The sequence below is a fragment of the Lysinibacillus sp. SGAir0095 genome (assembly GCF_005491425.1).
In the GTDB taxonomy this organism is placed as follows: domain Bacteria; phylum Bacillota; class Bacilli; order Bacillales_A; family Planococcaceae; genus Ureibacillus.
On sequence record NZ_CP028083.1, the window covers coordinates 811,103 to 829,809 of the forward strand.

13 protein-coding genes are annotated in these 18,707 nt (G+C 37.2%); 12 read left to right on the plus strand and 1 reads right to left on the minus strand.

Going from position 1 to position 18,707, the window contains the following annotated elements:
• The first annotated feature begins 151 nt into the window (after positions 1-151).
• From icmF to C1N55_RS04140, 4 genes are all read left to right on the plus strand, one after another.
• On the plus strand, positions 152-3,427 hold the full coding sequence (gene icmF / locus C1N55_RS04125; protein WP_137727633.1) for a fused isobutyryl-CoA mutase/GTPase IcmF: 3,276 nt from the start codon (positions 152-154) through the stop codon (positions 3,425-3,427).
• 828 nt (positions 3,428-4,255) lie between these two features.
• The gene (rpoE, locus tag C1N55_RS04130) at positions 4,256-4,837 is read left to right on the plus strand and encodes a DNA-directed RNA polymerase subunit delta (RefSeq protein ID WP_205758511.1); all 582 of its coding nucleotides are present in this window, start codon (positions 4,256-4,258) and stop codon (positions 4,835-4,837) included.
• A gap of 532 nt (positions 4,838-5,369) precedes the next feature.
• Complete coding sequence (locus tag C1N55_RS04135) at positions 5,370-6,536, plus strand: IS256 family transposase (RefSeq protein ID WP_137727068.1); 1,167 nt, start codon at positions 5,370-5,372, stop codon at positions 6,534-6,536.
• 964 nt (positions 6,537-7,500) lie between these two features.
• Complete coding sequence (locus tag C1N55_RS04140; protein WP_137727634.1) at positions 7,501-9,099, plus strand: CTP synthase; 1,599 nt, start codon at positions 7,501-7,503, stop codon at positions 9,097-9,099.
• Positions 9,100-9,257: 158 nt separating this feature from the next.
• Here C1N55_RS04140 and C1N55_RS04145 read toward each other — a convergent pair whose 3' ends face one another.
• Positions 9,258-9,791 carry a DUF2529 family protein gene (locus tag C1N55_RS04145; RefSeq protein WP_137727635.1) on the minus strand — a complete coding sequence of 178 codons (534 nt, stop codon included), beginning with the start codon at positions 9,789-9,791 and terminating at the stop codon, positions 9,258-9,260.
• A gap of 186 nt (positions 9,792-9,977) precedes the next feature.
• On the opposite strand from C1N55_RS04145, the gene C1N55_RS04150 reads away from it, so the two are divergent.
• From C1N55_RS04150 to C1N55_RS04185, 8 genes are all read left to right on the plus strand, one after another.
• A complete protein-coding gene (locus C1N55_RS04150) occupies positions 9,978-10,337 on the plus strand; it encodes a response regulator (protein ID WP_137727636.1) in 360 nt (119 codons plus the stop codon).
• Between the two features lie 486 nt (positions 10,338-10,823).
• Positions 10,824-11,678: a class II fructose-bisphosphate aldolase gene (locus C1N55_RS04155; protein ID WP_137727637.1), complete on the plus strand. Its 855-nt coding sequence runs from the start codon at positions 10,824-10,826 to the stop codon at positions 11,676-11,678.
• A 526-nt stretch (positions 11,679-12,204) separates the two neighbouring features.
• The gene (gene fsa, locus C1N55_RS04160; protein WP_137727638.1) at positions 12,205-12,855 is read left to right on the plus strand and encodes a fructose-6-phosphate aldolase; all 651 of its coding nucleotides are present in this window, start codon (positions 12,205-12,207) and stop codon (positions 12,853-12,855) included.
• Positions 12,856-13,214: 359 nt separating this feature from the next.
• Complete coding sequence (locus C1N55_RS04165) at positions 13,215-14,495, plus strand: UDP-N-acetylglucosamine 1-carboxyvinyltransferase (RefSeq protein ID WP_137727639.1); 1,281 nt, start codon at positions 13,215-13,217, stop codon at positions 14,493-14,495.
• 105 nt (positions 14,496-14,600) lie between these two features.
• Positions 14,601-15,563, plus strand: coding sequence for a class II fructose-bisphosphatase (glpX, locus tag C1N55_RS04170; protein WP_137727640.1), 963 nt, complete (start codon positions 14,601-14,603; stop codon positions 15,561-15,563).
• A gap of 277 nt (positions 15,564-15,840) precedes the next feature.
• Positions 15,841-17,124 (plus strand): transcription termination factor Rho, encoded by a 1,284-nt coding sequence (rho, locus tag C1N55_RS04175; protein ID WP_137727641.1) that lies wholly within the window; start codon positions 15,841-15,843, stop codon positions 17,122-17,124.
• 208 nt (positions 17,125-17,332) lie between these two features.
• The gene (gene rpmE / locus C1N55_RS04180) at positions 17,333-17,533 is read left to right on the plus strand and encodes a 50S ribosomal protein L31 (RefSeq protein WP_137727642.1); all 201 of its coding nucleotides are present in this window, start codon (positions 17,333-17,335) and stop codon (positions 17,531-17,533) included.
• 446 nt (positions 17,534-17,979) lie between these two features.
• A complete protein-coding gene (locus C1N55_RS04185) occupies positions 17,980-18,552 on the plus strand; it encodes a thymidine kinase (RefSeq protein WP_137727643.1) in 573 nt (190 codons plus the stop codon).
• Positions 18,553-18,707: the final 155 nt, after the last annotated feature.

Sequence of the window (18,707 nt, forward strand, 5' to 3'; positions counted from 1 at the left end):
GAACACCGCCAAAAGCATACGTTTGTACGTTGCGCTAAAGCGGTGTTTTTTGTAAGCATCAAGTGTTAGCAGGCAAGATTAAACGGGGATGGGCGCTTCGTTAATCAGAAGTTTTTTTAAAGAATTCACGTTCTTGAAAGGGGTACTAGATATGGTAAATGTAAAACAAACTGACGACACAGAGAAAAAGGGAGTCTATCGTCCAAAGCATCATGTGCGTTTTGTAACGGCATCGAGTTTATTTGATGGGCATGATGTTTCGGTCAATATTATGCGTCGCATTCTACAGGCAAGTGGAGTAGAGGTGATTCATCTTGGCCATAACCGCTCTGTAGAAGAAGTGGTCAATGCAGCTATTCAAGAGGATGCACAGGCAGTAGCCATTTCTTCTTATCAAGGTGGTCATATGGAATATTTCAAATATATGTATGACCTATTTGCTGAGAAAGGTGCACCCCATATCAAAATCTATGGTGGCGGTGGAGGAGTAATTCTTCCGAGAGAAATAGAGGAGCTTCACGAATATGGTATTGCCGGCATTTTCTCTCCAGAGGATGGTATGAAGCTAGGGTTGCAAGGAATGATTAATAAACAAATAGAGGAATCAGATTTTTCTACTCTAAAAGGCAACTCTATTGAGCTGATCGAAAAGGTATCTACTGATCGACCGGAGATACTTGCGAACTTAATTACAGCTGCAGAAATCGGTGGGGACGGGCAAACAGTTCACCTAATTGAAGAAGCAAGGAAAAAATCAAAAAATACACCGGTATTAGGGATTACAGGTACAGGTGGAGCTGGTAAGTCTTCATTAACCGATGAATTAATTCGTCGTTTTTTACGTGAGTTTCCTGAGAAGAAGATTGCCATTATTTCTGTTGATCCTACAAAGCAAAAAACAGGCGGGGCCTTGTTAGGAGACAGAATTCGTATGAACGCGATTTTTGATCAGCGTGTTTACATGCGAAGCCTTGCTACCCGTGGCTCAAGAACTGAACTATCCGCATCGATTGGTGATGTGCTTGATATTGTGAAGGCAGCTGATTTTGATCTTATCATTGTAGAAACAAGCGGTATCGGGCAAGGGGACGCAGAAATTACGAAATATACGGACCTGTCGTTGTATGTGATGACGAGCGAGTTCGGTGCACCAACCCAGCTGGAAAAAATCGATATGATTGATTATGCAGATTTAATTGTCATTAATAAATTTGAACGCAAGGGCTCCGAGGATGCGCTTCGACAAGTTCAAAAGCAATATCAACGTTCCCATGAATTATGGTCTGAGGATTTAGACAAAATGCCTGTTTACGGAACAATAGCAAGTCAATTCAATGATAAAGGGACGAACTCCTTATTTGCGGCACTTGTATCGAAAATTAATGAAAAGTTTGACTTTGATTGGAAGACTTCTTACGAGCTATTTGTGAAAACTCAAAAACAAGATGTCATCATTCCAACTAATCGTCGTTATTACTTAAGAGAAATCGCTGATACAGTTCGAAATTATCATAAAAATGCTTCGCAACAGGTTGAGCTGGCTAGAAAGCTGTATCAACTCGAAGGGACAATAAATCAAATCCTTGAAAAATCACCTGAAGACGCATTAGTAAAATCGCTGGAGTCCTTAGCAGAAGGTGTAAAGGGTGAATTATCTGCTGAATCAAAACGAATTCTTCAGAACTGGGAGAAAATCAAAGAAGCTTATGCTGGTGATGAATTCGTTACAAAAATAAGAGATAAAGAAATCCGAACAATACTAAAAACGACTTCATTATCAGGGACAAAAATTCCAAAAGTCGCACTGCCAAAATATAAAGATTACGGTGAAATCTTACGTTGGGTTTATGCAGAAAATGTTCCTGGCGAGTTTCCTTATACAGCTGGCGTTTTCCCATTTAAACGAGAGGGCGAGGATCCAAAACGCCAATTTGCCGGCGAAGGAACGCCTGAACGAACAAATAAGCGATTCCATTATTTATCGAAAGATGATGATGCAAAACGTTTATCCACAGCATTCGATTCTGTAACCTTGTACGGCGAAGATCCGGATTACCGTCCAGATATATACGGGAAGGTTGGTGAATCGGGCGTAAGTGTCTGTACCTTGGATGATATGAAAAAATTATATGCGGGCTTTGATTTATGTGCACCCTCCACATCTGTATCGATGACGATCAATGGCCCTGCACCTATTATACTTGCGATGTTTATGAATACAGCTATTGATCAACAGGTTCGAAATAAAGAAGAAGAGTTAGGTCGACAGCTTACTGTAGAAGAGTTTGCGGAAGTGCGAGCAAAAACATTGCAGGTTGTGCGCGGTACTGTTCAAGCAGACATCTTAAAGGAAGATCAAGGCCAAAACACATGCATTTTTTCAACTGAATTTGCTCTTCGTATGATGGGCGACATTCAGGCATACTTCATCGACCAAAAAGTACGAAACTATTACTCTGTTTCAATTTCTGGCTATCATATCGCAGAAGCAGGGGCAAATCCAATTTCACAGCTAGCATTTACATTAGCAAATGGCTTTACCTATGTTGAATACTATTTAAGTAGAGGTATGAACATTGATGACTTTGCACCGAACCTTTCATTCTTCTTCTCTAATGGCCTAGATCCTGAGTACACAGTAATCGGCCGAGTAGCACGCAGAATTTGGGCGGTTGTAATGCGAGATAAATATAATGCAAATGATCGTTCACAAAAGTTAAAGTACCATGTGCAAACATCGGGGCGTTCGCTACACGCGCAGGAAATAGATTTCAATGATATTCGTACGACTTTACAAGCGTTAATGGCTTTGCAGGATAATTGCAATTCGCTTCATACAAATGCCTATGATGAAGCAATCACAACTCCTACAGAAGAATCGGTAAGACGTGCAATGGCAATTCAAATGATTATTACAAAAGAGCATGGCCTATCAAAAAATGAAAATCCATTACAAGGTGCATTTATAGTGGAAGAATTAACAGATTTAGTGGAAAACGCTGTACTTGAAGAGTTTGAGCGAATGAATGATCGAGGTGGAGTGCTAGGTGCAATGGAAACCCAATATCAACGAGGGAAAATCCAAGAAGAATCCATGTATTATGAGCACCTTAAACATTCAGGAGAGCTACCGATTATCGGTGTCAACACGTATTTAAATCCGAATCCACCTTCTGCTGAAAGCATTAACAGCATGGAAATAGCTCGTGCTTCAAAAGAAGAAAAAGAATTACAAATTCATAATTTACAAGCTTTCCAAACTCGTCACCAATCAAAATGTGAAGCTTCCCTAAATAAGCTAAAAGAAGTGGCGCTTTCTGGCGGTAACATATTTGAGCAGTTAATGGAAACAGTCCAAGTAGCAAGTCTTGGCCAAATTACAAAGGCCTTATATGAAGTTGGCGGGCAATACAGAAGAAATATGTAATGATGATGCGCTTGCTTTTGGTATTGTTACCAAAGGTGAGCGTGATTTTTTATGGGATGAAGTAAGAGGGTTACCTTATGTGATAGCTGGGGAGTACTGGTATATGGTCACATGAACTAGTTTAACCAACACTCAAGCATGTGTTATTTGAATGCAAGAGGTGTTATTTTGCATCCAAATACCAAAATATAAATGGTTAGTATCGAGTACCAGTGGTTTATTATTAAATAAAATTATGGGAAATAGTTACATTTAGGAGGTATCGGTCCTTTAAATATGAGATAATTTTGTTAATTAGCCAATTTATGAAAAAATAGTTCTATTTATGGGTGTGAAAAGTATTACTATTTTTATGAATTTAGCTATAATAGATGGGACAGAAGGGAAGGATTTCAATTGCTGAAACAATACTTACATTACATAATTATCTTGGCGTGTTTGATTGGCATCTTGTTTTTGTATGATAAGCAATTAGGATCTGTTCCACTATTGATATTATCTGGTTTTTTATTTTATTTAGGAATTAAAGAAATATATAAAATAAAAAAGAGTAAATGAAACTAGCATAGTGTATAGCACTTTGTATATAATGGATATTATGTTTAAGATATGTATTATCTTTGTTTACAGATAAATGGGGAAACCAACCTTATCTGAATGAGTGTAGCTAGAGCATCCTATTATACGGCTTTAGTGGAAAGCAAAGTTTTCTAATGGAGTAACTACAACAATAGAAATAGTGATAATGAAAATGTTATCACTTACTACAAATGTGTTTTGAACAAAAATAGTGCTACTTATTGTACTGATGGAAAGGACGTGCACGAGTTGGATATTCGTGAAATGACAAAAGAACAATTAGCAGAAGAATCGTTAATTGACTTAGCCTATGCAATGTTAGAAGAGAGAAAATCACCAATTGCATTCCCGGAACTTTTAAAAGAAATTCAAAATTTAAATGGTTTATCTGATGCAGAAATCCAAGATAGACTAGTACAATTTTATACAGATATGAATATCGATGGACGATTCCTGTTAAACCATGAAAATGGATGGGGACTTCGTGAATGGTATAAAGTTGAAACAATTGAAGAAGAAACAGCACCAACTGTTAAAGCGCGCAAACGTAAATCAAAAGCATCTGCTGACGATGAAGAAGATTTAATCGTTGATGAAGATGATTTAGTATTTGAAGAAGACTTCGACGAATTTGTTGATGAAGAAATTGATGAGGACGAGGACGATGACGAAGATATTGACTTCGTTGAAGAAGAAATTGACAGCATCGATGAAGTAGACGCAGACATTGACGATGACCTGATCGAAGAAGAAGACGGTTTCATCATTGATGACGACGAAGAAGCAGAAGATGAAGACGAAGAAGAATTGGATGAAGATGTAGAAAAATAATTTTATGTCTGATGACGTGTAGGTAGGGATGAGATTTGCCCTACCTACACTTTTTTTGTGGGATGTTTTGAGTGAAAGGAGGCTGGTTGAATACTGGTAGTCCTTGGTGATGGGGATGAAGCACTTTTTGCTGGAGCTTTCAGTGTGAGAAGTACTTGATGGAAGGGATAAAGCGCTTTTGGGTAGAGGTTTCAGTGTGAGAAGTACTTCATGAAGGGGATGAAACACTTTTTGCTGGAGCTTTCGGTGTGAGAAGTACTTCATGGAGGGGATAAAGCACTTTTTGCTGGAGCTTTCGGTGTGAGAAGTACTTCATGAAGGGGATGAAGCATTTTTTGCTGGAGCTTTCGGTGTGAGAAGTACTTCATGGAGGGGATGAAGCACTTTTTGCTGGAGCTTTCGGTGTGAGAAGTACTTCATGGAGGGGATGAAGGATTAAGTCCATATAATTGTGTAAAAAGAAAAAGAGTCATTTTATTCTCTCTTGGATACAATGTTTTCAGCGACGATAAACATGAAAGAGGGAATAATAATGACTCAATTACAGTTTAACTTAGATATGGACTTTTTAAAAGATTCTGTACTAAATTCTGACTTAAATACAGTGGTTAAATCTGCTTTAGTATTAGTTTTAAATGAGTTTATGGAAAAAGAAAGAGACGAATATTTAAATGCAGCGGCTTATGAGCGTTCGAATGATCGAATCGATTACCGAAATGGCTACTACGAGCGTGAAATCGTTATGAGTGTTGGAAAACTAACTTTAAAAGTTCCTAGAACTCGCAACGGTGAATTTTCTACTAGTGTGTTTGAAAAATATGCTAGACATGATCAAGCGTTGATTCTATCGATGATAGAAATGGTTGTAAATGGTGTCTCCACAAGAAAGGTAACTCAAATTGTGGAACAGCTTTGTGGTGAAACTGTATCAAAATCACTCGTGTCTTCACTGACTCAAAAACTAGATCCCATTATTAACACTTGGGCAAACAGACCTTTAAACACGACTTACTATCCTTATATTTTTCTGGACGCAATGTATATTAAAGTGCGTGAACATCACCAAGTTGTATCGAAGGCTGTCTATATTGCAACGGCTATTACAGAAGAGAATAAACGTGAAATTTTGGGTTTAAGTGTAGACCATGTGGAGAGCTATGATAGCTGGAGTCGTTTTCTTCAACACTTAAAATCCCGAGGAACTCAATCACCCAAGTTAGTTATATCTGATGCTCACCAAGGTTTACGAAAAGCCATCCAACGCGAATTCATCGGAACTACATGGCAAAGATGCAACGTACATTTTAAACGTAATATTATTGAAAAGCTGCCGAAAAAGGATTCAGGAGATTTCCGTCTCATGATTAGACGTATCTTTGATGCAGTTACCCTTGATGATATGCGCAAATTTAAAGATGAATTAATGAATCAGTATGCAGAAGATCGCAGATATGAAAAAGCACTTACAGTACTAGATGAAGGTTTCGAAGATACCATTCAATATATGAATTTTCCGAAAGGTATACGTGTCAATATTCGAAGTACGAATTCTCTGGAACGACTAAATCAAGAAGTACGTAGAAGAGAGAACGTAATCCGTATCTTCCCTAATACCCAATCTGCCTTTAGATTAGTTGGTGCTGTGTTAATGCACTATCAAGAAAACGATTATTCAAAAAGAACAGGACTTTCTAGATAGTATTTCTGATTTATCTTGTCAACCTTAACTCCCGCCCAGGGAGTATCTCACATTCCGTAAAGGCTATCAAAGTGAAAAGAGCCTTTGACAGCCTTTACGGAATATGAGTGATTAACCCATGGGAGTTAAGGGAGAAAAATGTAGTGGGTGGATAATTTATTACCCCCAATTTTTACAATTAAAATTTAGTTGAAAACATTCGTATTGAATTTTACACAATAACTTGGACTTGACTGGATGAAGCACTTTTTGCTGGAGCTTTCGGTGTGAGAAGTACTTCATGAAGGGAATGAAGCACTTTTTGCTGGAGCTTTCGGTGTGAGAAGTACTTCATGAAGGGAATGAAACGCGTTATAAGAGAGAATTTAGTTCGATATACGTTTCATAAAGGGAATGAAACGCATTCTAAGAGATATTTTAGTTCGAGATGCGTATCATAAAAAGGATGAAGCACTTTGTGGAGCAAGTTTTAAGTTGAGACGCATTTCATCCATGGAATAGATTTTCTCTCGTAAACTCGCGTCATAATTAGCGCTTTTTTTATATGTCATCACAAAGTAACTCGACCTCCATCGAAAAAAATTAATTTCGCTTATATTAGCGAAATTATGCTAATCTCTATTAAAGCACTTGACTTCTATTGACGTTCCATTTATTCTTTTACTTGGGCTCCATTCGAGATGGAGAATGACCGTGAACCAATCACGCTCCCCCTGCAAATCATGCAGGAGGAGCGTTTTTTTGTTTTTTCTAGGTCAATAGTAAATACGAAAAACTCTCCATGTTTAGTTTTGAAAACTTTAAGAAACCTATACAGAAATCACAACAATCCCATTACAAAGTTTTAAATGTTGAGACTTGAAATTTATGAATTGGGAATGAATGATAATGTACAGACTAATTTAAAGTTCTCAAGCTTTATTATTTATAAATAGCAATTGTAGGTATGAGGAGGAATTTGCAAATGACGAAGTATATTTTTGTAACAGGTGGGGTAGTTTCTTCACTTGGTAAAGGAATTGTTGCATCATCATTAGGAAGACTATTAAAAAATCGTGGGCTACAAGTAACAATTCAAAAATTTGATCCGTATTTAAATATTGATCCAGGTACAATGAGTCCGTATCAGCACGGTGAAGTGTTTGTAACAGATGATGGTGCCGAGGCTGACTTAGACTTAGGGCACTATGAACGTTTCATCGATATTAATCTGGGTAAACATTCGACTGTAACTTCTGGTCGTGTCTATCAATCGGTTTTGGCGAAAGAGCGTCGTGGTGATTACAATGGTAAAACTGTGCAAGTAATTCCTCATGTTACAAATGAAATAAAAGATCGTATTCAACGTGCTGGTCGTGAAACGAGTGCGGATATCGTTATTACTGAAGTTGGAGGAACAGTTGGGGATATCGAATCTCTTCCATTCCTAGAAGCGATTCGCCAAATGAAAACCGACCTTGGTCATCACAATGTAATGTATGTGCATTGTACGTTAATTCCTTACATTGCCGCAGCTGGTGAGTTAAAAACAAAACCAACTCAGCACTCTGTAAAAGAATTACGTTCACTAGGTATTCAACCAAATATCATTGTAGTTCGTACTGAACAGGCAGTATCTGAAGAAATGAAAGAAAAATTAGCTCTATTCTGTGATGTTAAACCACGTGACATTATTGAATCTCGTGATGCAGAAACGTTATACGATATCCCATTAAACCTGCATGCTCAGGATTTCGATGATATTGTTCTAGAACATTTTGGAATCGAAGCACCGGAAGCAGATATGGCAGACTGGAAAGAGCTTGTAACGAAAGTAAAAAATCTTTCACACAAAACGCGTATTGCATTAGTTGGTAAATATGTTGAGCTGCAAGATGCATATATTTCTGTTGTAGAAGCATTAAAACATGCTGGATATGTCTATGATTCTGATATCGAAGTGGATTGGATCAATGCAGAAAATGTAAATGCAGAAAATGTTGATGAATTATTAAAGGATGCAGATGGGATTTTAGTACCAGGTGGTTTCGGTGATCGAGGTATTGAAGGAAAGATCTCTGCTATCAAATATGCACGTGAAAACGATATTCCTTTCCTAGGAATTTGCTTAGGCATGCAATTAGCGACAATTGAATTTGCTCGTAACGTTCTTGGTTTAGAAGGAGCGCATTCTACAGAGTTAAATAAAGAAACGCCATATCCAATTATCGACTTCTTACCAGATCAAAGTGATGAAGTAGATTTGGGTGGAACATTACGTTTAGGTTTATATCCATGTAAATTAGTTGAAGGTTCCCGTGCAGCACAAGCTTATAATGACGAATTGGTTTATGAGCGTCATCGCCATCGTTATGAATTCAACAATGAATTCCGTGAAGCAATGGAAGCAGAAGGACTTGTTTTCTCAGGTACAAGCCCTGACAACAAATTAGTGGAAATTATTGAGTTACCAGAGAAAAAGTTCTTCGTGGCATGTCAATTCCATCCAGAACTAATTTCTCGTCCACAACGTCCACAATCATTATTCCGTGAATTTGTAGGGTCAGCTTTCAATAATCGTTAATTTTCCAAGACTTTTTCCTATTATTTTAATGGGAAGAAGTCTTTTTATTAGTTCAATTACAAAAAATAAAAAATTATCCATTTTTTAATCCGTGTAAATATGATAATAATTAAGATAGCAAAACCTCTTTTCGTGGGGGAAAAGAGGTTAAGAAGGAATTATAATTCGTCGTCATCAGAAATCATTTCATCATAGTTTAATTTGATTGCTTCATATATAAATAGTCCAGCCATGAGATGTGGAATTACAACACGTTCGCCTAAATTAGTCGGATGAGGCAAGATTCCACCCCGCACTTTCATGGAAACGTATGTATAGGCTAGTTCACTCAATACATTAGTGTCACTTTTCGGCTCACTTGAAACAACAGAAAAAGGAATAAAGCTATCGTATAGATTTTTTGCTAGGCTTAAAGCTTTCTGGTTATCGCTATTTGCAGTGAATAAACAAACTCGATCGGATTCAGTTAGGGGAATATCCTTTGACCAGGTTTTCAAATTGGTAAAGGGTTCTGCCCCATATAATGCATTTAGTTCGATTGCTTGTAATTCATCGAAACAAGCAAAATAGATATTTCCTTGGCCTATACTTGCTTGGGCCAATAGACGTGAAGTTTCTTCAATTGCTTCTTCTTCACTTTGTATAATTCTTTGAAATAATCCACTCATTTGAGTAGAAAGTATTTTAGACATAAATTCACCTCTTCATGTATTATAATTTTTTATAGAGAAAAAATAAAATATGAAGATTTTTGTAAACAATTTAAAGGATTTTTCGCAAAAATAATCGAAAGTATGTTTAAACTGGTTATTATAGGGAATACGTAGTCGTGGAAGAAAATTACTTTTATCATATTATCACGTTAAGGGGAAGTTGCTGTGAAAAAAATATTAATCGTAGATGATCAAAAGGGAATTCGTCTTTTATTAAATGAAGTATTCTCAAGAGAAGGATATAAGGTTTATCAAGCTTCAAACGGCGTGGAAGCGCTTAAAATAATCGAAAATGAAGAAATTAATTGTGTCATGCTAGATATGAAGATTCCTGGAATGAACGGTATTGAAATTCTAAGTAGAATACGTGAAAAAAACCTTGAAATGCCAGTGTGTATGATGACTGCTTTTGAAGGGGAAGATATACTAACGGAAGCTAACCAGTTAGGTATAACGAAGTATTTTAGAAAACCTTTTAATATATTGGATGTAAGAGATGAAGTGAATGCACTATTAAACGATTAAATCGATTAATCGTTTCCTTCTTAGCGTGATAATCTTAATGAGGTTAGAGACAAGCGTTTCTACACATAGTAAAATCCCGTCTGTAGAACCTAAAAGAATAAATGACTTACTAAATAAAAATAGATGAATAGAGTATTTTTTGCGCCTGCATCTGTGGCAAGCTTTCTATGCAGTTTAAACATCGAAATTAAATTACTGTACCTTTAAAGTGTTTCTTCTGGTATACAATTACTTGTTTACAAAAAAGTACACATGTCGCAGGCTTTCGGCGCAGAAAACAAACCCGTCTCGTGAAACTTGAGAGACGGGATTTGATTCATATACTGAACAGAAATTAGATTAATAAAGTATTTTGTGGCTGTCGCAAGCTTTCGCCACAGAAAAGCATGTCGGCTCAGACTTGAGAGCCGACATGCTTTTTGCTATGATTAATCTGGAATAATTATCTTATTAATTTACTTAGCTGTCCGAGGAGGATTTTCGTATATGCCATTAGTATCGATGAAAGAAATGTTGATTAAAGCGAAAAATGAGGGTTATGCTGTAGGGCAATTTAATATTAATAACCTTGAATTTACTCAAGCTATTTTACTTGCTGCTGAAGAAGAGAAGTCTCCAGTAATTCTGGGTGTTTCTGAAGGTGCAGGGAAATATATGGGTGGTTTTATTGCCGTTGTGCAAATGGTAAAGGGGTTAATGGAAAGCTATAAAATTACTGTACCTGTTGCGATTCATTTAGACCATGGTTCAAGCTTTGATAAATGTAAAGAAGCCGTAGACGCTGGTTTCACTTCTGTTATGATTGATGCTTCTCATCACCCATTTGAAGAAAATGTGAAAATCACAAATGAGGTTGTTGAATATGCTCATGCCAAAGGTGTTTCCGTTGAGGCAGAATTAGGAACAGTTGGTGGAGAAGAAGATGGTGTCATTGGTGGCATTATGTATGCTGATCCAGCTGAATGTAAAGCGCTTGTTGATGCTACTAATATTGATTGCCTAGCACCTGCATTAGGCTCTGTACATGGTCCTTATAAAGGTGAACCAAAATTAGGGTTCGACGAAATGAAGCAAATTGGCGAAGAAACAGGTATGCCATTGGTACTTCACGGTGGTACTGGTATTCCTGACGAGCAAATCAAGCGTGCCGTTTCTTTAGGTACTGCTAAAATTAACGTAAATACTGAAAATCAAATTGCGGCAACAAACGTGATTCGTGAAGTTTTAGAGTCAAATAAAAATGTTTACGATCCACGCAAATATTTAGCACCTGCTCGCGATGCTATTAAAGAAACGGTTATCGGAAAAATGCGCGTATTCGGTAGTTCACAAAAAGCTTAACCTGGATAATCCGAAATATGTGAGGAATTTAGATTGTATTCTGATAATCTAAAGGCATTCGTAAAACTAAACGTACTATTAAAAAAGCCTGTCTCTTTTGAGCTAGTACAATAATATAAAAGAAGCAGAATTGTTTATTTTACTTAGAAATTGTAAACTACTCATGTAAATAAAAAGATGAACTGCTTTTCTATTTTATCTTCATTTGAGAAAATGGTGAGAGGGTGGATGGATAGGAATACAGGAATTTATTCATTCCGATTTACCGTTTGCCAATTGAAGATATAGTCTTGGTGAGCATTGTGGAGGCACTAAGTGTTGCAGTCAGACTGAAACCTTATTGCCTCACTCGCGTCCAATCATTTGGAGTATCGTAATTTGATATGATTCCACATGGAAAGTAAAACTGCCAACCAAGGCAAAATGATATAATAATGATTTGCAGGAGAAGTGTTTGATTGTTTTTCAATCGGCCTTCTCTTAGTTTTTTATTGACACAATTTTAAATCATCTGGAGGAAATTATAATGAAATTTTTTATTGATACAGCGAATTTTGAGGAAATTAAAGAAGCGCACTCTTGGGGAATTTTATCGGGTGTTACAACGAACCCATCATTAGTAGCGAAAGAGGCGAACGTTTCATTTCATGATCGCTTACGTGAAATCTCAGAATTAGTAAATGGTTCTGTAAGTGGTGAAGTTATTTCACTGGAAGCAGAAGGGATGATTAAAGAAGGCCTAGAATTAGCTGCAATTGCACCAAATATTACAGTTAAGCTACCAATGACTCCTGAAGGGCTAAAAGCATGTAAATTCTTCTCTGAAAAAGGCATTAAAACGAATGTAACGCTTATTTTTAGTGCAAATCAAGCTTTAATGGCAGCTCGTGCTGGTGCCACATATGTATCACCATTTGTAGGACGTTTAGATGATATTGGACAAAGCGGAGTTGAATTAATTGCTACAATTTCTGATTTGTTTGCCATCCACGGAATTGAAACAGAAATTATCGCTGCTTCTATCCGTCATCCACAACACATTACAGATGTAGCTTTAGCAGGAGCTGATATTGCGACAACTCCATTCAAAGTATTAAAGCAACTATTCCATCACCCATTAACGGATAAAGGAATTGAAGGATTTTTAGCTGACTGGGAAAATCGCAAAAGTAAGTAATTTAAACGAGTAGCCAGGATTTTTTTGTTAAAACCCTAACTAGCCATGTCCAACCATTCAACTAAATGGGTAAAATGAAATACTATAAAGATAAGAAAAAAATTTGAATTGTTAATAAATTTAAGCTTTAAATTGTGAAAATGGTAAATAATAAACAATAATACAAAAAATTTTCCTGCTGCAAAATGGTCCATTGAGAGAAAGAAAGCAGCAATGGGCTTTTAAAAAGCCAATTGCTGCTAAGATAAATACCTTTCGCATTTAATTGATAAGAAAGGCGTATTTGATAGAAAGTGAACGATTACTAAACAAGTAAGACCATCATAAGTGAAACTTTCCAATCATAAGGGAGAACGGATATGGATGTTTATAAAATTAATGGCGGAAATCGTCTAAGAGGAACAGTAAAAGTCAGTGGAGCAAAAAACAGTGCGGTTGCATTAATCCCTGCATCTATCTTAGCAAATTCTTCAGTCACTATTGGAGGTATACCTGAAATTTCTGATGCTTGGACGCTAAAAGCATTATTGGAAGAGCTTGGTGGCGAAGTTACTTTTAAAGATGGACAGATGATTATCGACCCAACTCAAATGCAAGCTATTCCACTACCGAATGGTAATGTAAAAAAACTTCGCGCATCCTATTATTTAATGGGGGCTATGCTTGGCCGTTTCAAAAAAGCCGTTATCGGATTACCGGGTGGATGCTTCTTAGGACCACGTCCGATTGATCAGCATATAAAAGGATTTGAAGCTCTCGGTGCAAAAGTAACTAACGAACACGGTGCCATCTATCTTCGTGCTGAGGAATTAGTTGGGGCTAAAATTTATTTGGACGTAGCAAGTGTTGGTGCGACAATTAACATTATGCTAGCAGCTGTTCGTGCAAAAGGTCGTACAATTATCGAGAATGCGGCAAAAGAACCTGAAATTATTGACGTTGCGACACTGTTAACAAATATGGGAGCCAATATCAAAGGTGCAGGTACGAGTGTGATTCGTATTGATGGAGTAGAAGAACTACATGGTACTAATCATACGATTATTCCAGATCGCATTGAAGCAGCAACATTTATGATAATGGCTGCAGCGATTGGTGATGGTGTTACGGTAGATAATGTAATTCCTTTCCACCTTGAGGCAGTTACAGCCAAATTACGTGAGATGGGTGTGAAAATTGAAGAAGGTGAAGAGAGTATGTATATTCATCGCTCAGACATTCTTCAAGCAGTTGATGTGAAAACCCTCGTTTATCCAGGTTTTCCAACAGACGTACAGCAACCACTTTCCGTATTAATGACGCAGGCAATAGGAGCATCGAAGGTGACGGATACAATCTACTCAGCTCGTTTCAAACATATCGATGAACTTCGTCGAATGAATGCAAACGCGAGAGTGGAAGGTAATTCTGCTATTATTCAAGGCCCATCAAAGCTTCATGGCTCCACAGTGACAGCCACAGATTTACGCGCTGGTGCCGCGCTTGTTTTAGCAGGGTTAATTGCCGAAGGAGAAACTGAAATACAGGATATCCACCATATCGAGCGAGGATATAGTTCATTAATACAAAAACTTTGTGCAATTGGTGCTGATATTCGTCGTGAGTCCATTACAACAAGTGTTATTAAAAGAGCGAAATAATATATTGAATTCATCCGTAATGAGTTAACGAAATATGTTACAATAGATGGAGCATATAGATCGGCAAAGATAAGACCTAAGCCGACACCGGGAGGCAAATGAAGAATGGAACGTAGTTTAACGATGGAAGTTGTACGCGTAACTGAAGCAGCAGCAATCGCTTCTGCAAAATGGATGGGACGCGGTTTAAAAGAGGAAGCAGATGACGCAGCAACAACAGCAATGCGAGCATTATTTGATACAATCCCAATGTATGGTACTGTTGTAATTGGTGAAGGTGAAATGGACGAAGCACCAATGCTTTATATTGGTGAAGAACTTGGCCTTCGTAACGGCGGTCCACAAGTAGACATTGCGGTTGACCCTCTTGAAGGAACAAACATCGTTGCAAAAGGTACAAATGGCGCAATGACGGTTCTGGCAATTGCAGATCGTGGAAACTTATTAAACGCACCAGATATGTATATGGAAAAACTAGCAGTTGGTCCTGAAGCCGCTGGTAAAGTAGATATTACAGCTTCAGTAACAGAAAATCTTCACGCAGTAGCTAAAGCAAAGAACAAAGAAATATCAGATGTAGTGGCGGTATTATTAGATCGTCCTAGACATCAGCAGATTGTTGACGAAATCCGTGCAGCAGGTGCGCGTATTAAATTCATTCAAGACGGTGATGTGAGTGCAGCTATTAATACTGCATTTGACGAAACTGGTATTGACATTATGTTTGGTACCGGAGGAGCTCCAGAGGGAGTTATTTCCGCAGTTGCATTAAAGTGCTTAGGTGGAGACTTCCAAGCAAGATTAATTCCAGAAGACGAGGCACAGGTCTTACGTTGTGAAAAAATGGGAATTGATGTAAATAAGGTATTATACCTAGACGATTTGGTTAAAGGTGATGATGCGATTTTTGCAGCAACAGCCGTAACTGATAGTGAATTGATGAAGGGCGTTCAATATAAAGGTTCATACTGTTTAACAAACTCTTTGGTAATGCGTGCAAAAACAGGAACTGTCCGTTTTGTTGAAGGACGTCACAATATCGATAAAAAACCTAGATATGTAAAATAAATTACTTCAAACATAGATGCCTGATAAAAATCGGATGTTCATATGGATAACCACTTACTATCCACATTAAATCTCCACAACTAAAATCAGGCATCTTCCTACTATTCTTTCTTACTTTATAAAACCCTACGGCAATACAACTTCAAATGATAGAAAAATGCGATAGGTGGCCACATAGACACTAAATCGATGTTTTTCTTATGCAGTGATTTATCTGTTTTAGCCTTTCTATTCAGTATAAAATAGATGAAAAATTTAAATAGACTGGAGATATGCTATGTCGGCATTAACTATATCGCAATTAGAAAATATGACGTTAAAAGAGTTATATTCTCTAGCGCGTGATTACAAGATTTCTTATTATAGTAAATTAACAAAAAAAGAATTAATCTTTTCCATTTTAAAATCCCGTTCTGAACAAGAAGGCTTCTTCTTCATGGAAGGTGTACTTGAAATTGTAAACCAAGAGGGCTTTGGATTCCTGCGTCCTATCAACTATTCTCCTTCTAAAGAAGATATTTATATTTCAGCTTCACAAATTCGTCGTTTCGATCTTCGAAATGGGGACAAGGTTTCCGGTAAGGTCCGCCCACCAAAAGAAAATGAACGCTATTTTGGATTGCTTCAAGTTGACGCAGTAAATGGGGAAGACCCTGAAGTAGCAAAAGAACGTGTTCACTTCCCGGCATTAACACCTCTTTATCCGGATAGACATATTAAGTTGGAAACATCTCCAAATAAAATGTCCACTCGTATTATGGACCTAGTTGCACCTGTTGGTTTTGGTCAACGTGGATTGATTGTCGCTCCACCGAAAGCAGGGAAAACATCACTTTTAAAAGAAGTTGCAAATGCAATTACAACAAATTATCCTGAAGCCGAACTGATTGTACTTTTGATTGATGAACGTCCAGAGGAAGTAACGGATATCGAGCGTTCAGTTAAAGCGGATGTTGTAAGCTCTACATTTGATGAAGTACCAGAAAATCATGTAAAAGTAGCAGAGCTTGTATTAGAACGAGCAAGACGACTAGTAGAACATAAACGTGACGTCATTATCTTGATGGACTCAATAACACGATTAGCTCGTGCATATAACTTAGTAATTCCTCCAAGTGGACGAACACTTTCTGGTGGTATTGACCCAGCTGCGTTCCACAGACCTAAACGATTCTTTGGTTCTGCGCGAAATATCGAAGAAGGTGGCAGTTTAACGATTTTGGCAACTGCTTTAGTTGATACAGGATCGCGTATGGATGAAGTAATCTATGAAGAATTCAAAGGAACAGGAAATTTAGAGCTTCACTTAGATCGTCACCTTGCAGAACGTCGTATCTTCCCAGCACTAGATATTCGCCGTTCAGGAACACGCAAAGAGGAGCTTCTGATACCTTCTGAGCAATTAGAAAAATTATGGGCAATTCGTAAAACGTTTTCAGATGCACCTGACTTTGCAGAGCGCTTCTTAAGAAAACTACGTACATCTAAATCAAACGAGGAATTCTTTGAAAAGCTTAACAGCGATATGAAAAAGGCAACAAAAGGAAAAGGGTTAATCTAATTTCTTTGGGATAACAGACTCTATTAGATATAGACTAAACAGTTTAAAATTTTACCATTTATTTTTTAGTTGCGTTCAAATTTATTTCTTGCTATAATCTTTTAAGTATGAAACGTATGCATATGTGACTGACATATTCGGGTCATGTAAGGCATAGTTCGAATAACAACTCTGTTCCAGATGGTTCAGGGCGAGAGGAGTAACGAATATGAAACAAGGAATTCATCCAGATTACAAAACTGCAACAGTAACATGCTCTTGCGGTAACACATTCGAAACAGGTTCAGTAAAAGAAAAAATTACTGTAGAATTCTGTAACGAATGCCACCCATTCTACACTGGACGCCAAAAATTCGCTTCAGCTGACGGACGCGTGGATCGTTTCAACAAAAAATACGGAATTAAGTAAGCATGATCAGATGCCTGTCCAGTATCACACTGGCAGGCATTTTTTATTAGAAATGAATATTGCTGATGTTTTAGAGAAGTTATTCTGCATTATCAACCTGCAACCTACAAAGTAAGTAGCGCAATAACTCCAGAAATCATAGTAGTTGTAATTATTGTGACCAATCCGAAATTGTCTGACTTTCATGGAATAATTGTAGAATCAGTGTATTATGCGATATACTATGTATATAGAGGATATCGTATAATAAGTATGCCTTGAGTGCACCATCTCAAGGCACTTTTTTAAGCGGATTGGAAGTATATAAATATCGAGGTTATCCGCATAAGAAAAGACATCCAACTCGACCTAGCCTGGTCGAGTTGTGTTTTTAGGTGTGTTTTTCTAATGTGTTAACATAGTTATACTAAGTAAATAGAGATCAACTTAGAAAGAGGTTTGTTGGAATGGCGCAATTATTTTTTAAACATGGGGCAATGAATAGCGGAAAATCTATTGAAATTCTTAAAGTTGCACATAACTATGAAGAACAAGATAAGCCAGTATTAATATTTACTTCAGGAATCGATACAAGAGATGAAGTAGGTTATGTATCCAGTCGTATTGGACTTAAGCGCCAGGCGATACCAGTATTCGATGATACCGACTTATATGAGTATGTTGAAAACTTCCCTCAAAAACTATACTGTGTATTAGTTGATGAAGTGCAATTTTTATCAAAAAAACATGTACTGCAATTAGCCAAAATAGTAGATCATTTAAAAATTCCGGTGATGGGTTTTGGTTTGAAAAATGATTTCCAAAATGAACTATTTGAAGGCAGTCGCTATATGCTGACATATGCAGACAAAATTGAAGAGATGAAAACAATCTGTTGGTTCTGTCATAAAAAGGCAACAATGAATTTAAGAGTAGATGAAAACAAGAAACCTGTTTACACAGGTGAACAAATTCAAATCGGTGGAAATGATACATATTATCCTGTATGTCGCCAGTGTCATGAAAATCCACCGCTTTAAGTAGCATCTGGTAAGTAAAAACTTGGATTTTAATCATTTGACATATATAATTTATGATGGAATTATGCTCATTTAATGGGCGGCAATACAAAGGATACAAATGATTGCATATTCCCCTTATGGGAATATGCTAAAAATAAAATATGATACTAATA

Excerpts from the sequence above, each read along its gene's own strand:
- C1N55_RS04165 (WP_137727639.1), top strand. The coding sequence starts at position 13,215 with ATGGATGTTTATAAAATTAATGGCGGAAATCGTCTAAGAGGAACAGTA.
- C1N55_RS04145 (WP_137727635.1), bottom strand. The coding sequence starts at position 9,791 with ATGTCTAAAATACTTTCTACTCAAATGAGTGGATTATTTCAAAGAATT.
- C1N55_RS04185 (WP_137727643.1), top strand. The coding sequence starts at position 17,980 with ATGGCGCAATTATTTTTTAAACATGGGGCAATGAATAGCGGAAAATCT.
- C1N55_RS04155 (WP_137727637.1), top strand. The coding sequence starts at position 10,824 with ATGCCATTAGTATCGATGAAAGAAATGTTGATTAAAGCGAAAAATGAG.
- rpmE (WP_137727642.1), top strand. The coding sequence starts at position 17,333 with ATGAAACAAGGAATTCATCCAGATTACAAAACTGCAACAGTAACATGC.
- fsa (WP_137727638.1), top strand. The coding sequence starts at position 12,205 with ATGAAATTTTTTATTGATACAGCGAATTTTGAGGAAATTAAAGAAGCG.
- rho (WP_137727641.1), top strand. The coding sequence starts at position 15,841 with ATGTCGGCATTAACTATATCGCAATTAGAAAATATGACGTTAAAAGAG.
- icmF (WP_137727633.1), top strand. The coding sequence starts at position 152 with ATGGTAAATGTAAAACAAACTGACGACACAGAGAAAAAGGGAGTCTAT.
- C1N55_RS04135 (WP_137727068.1), top strand. The coding sequence starts at position 5,370 with ATGACTCAATTACAGTTTAACTTAGATATGGACTTTTTAAAAGATTCT.
- C1N55_RS04140 (WP_137727634.1), top strand. The coding sequence starts at position 7,501 with ATGACGAAGTATATTTTTGTAACAGGTGGGGTAGTTTCTTCACTTGGT.
- glpX (WP_137727640.1), top strand. The coding sequence starts at position 14,601 with ATGGAACGTAGTTTAACGATGGAAGTTGTACGCGTAACTGAAGCAGCA.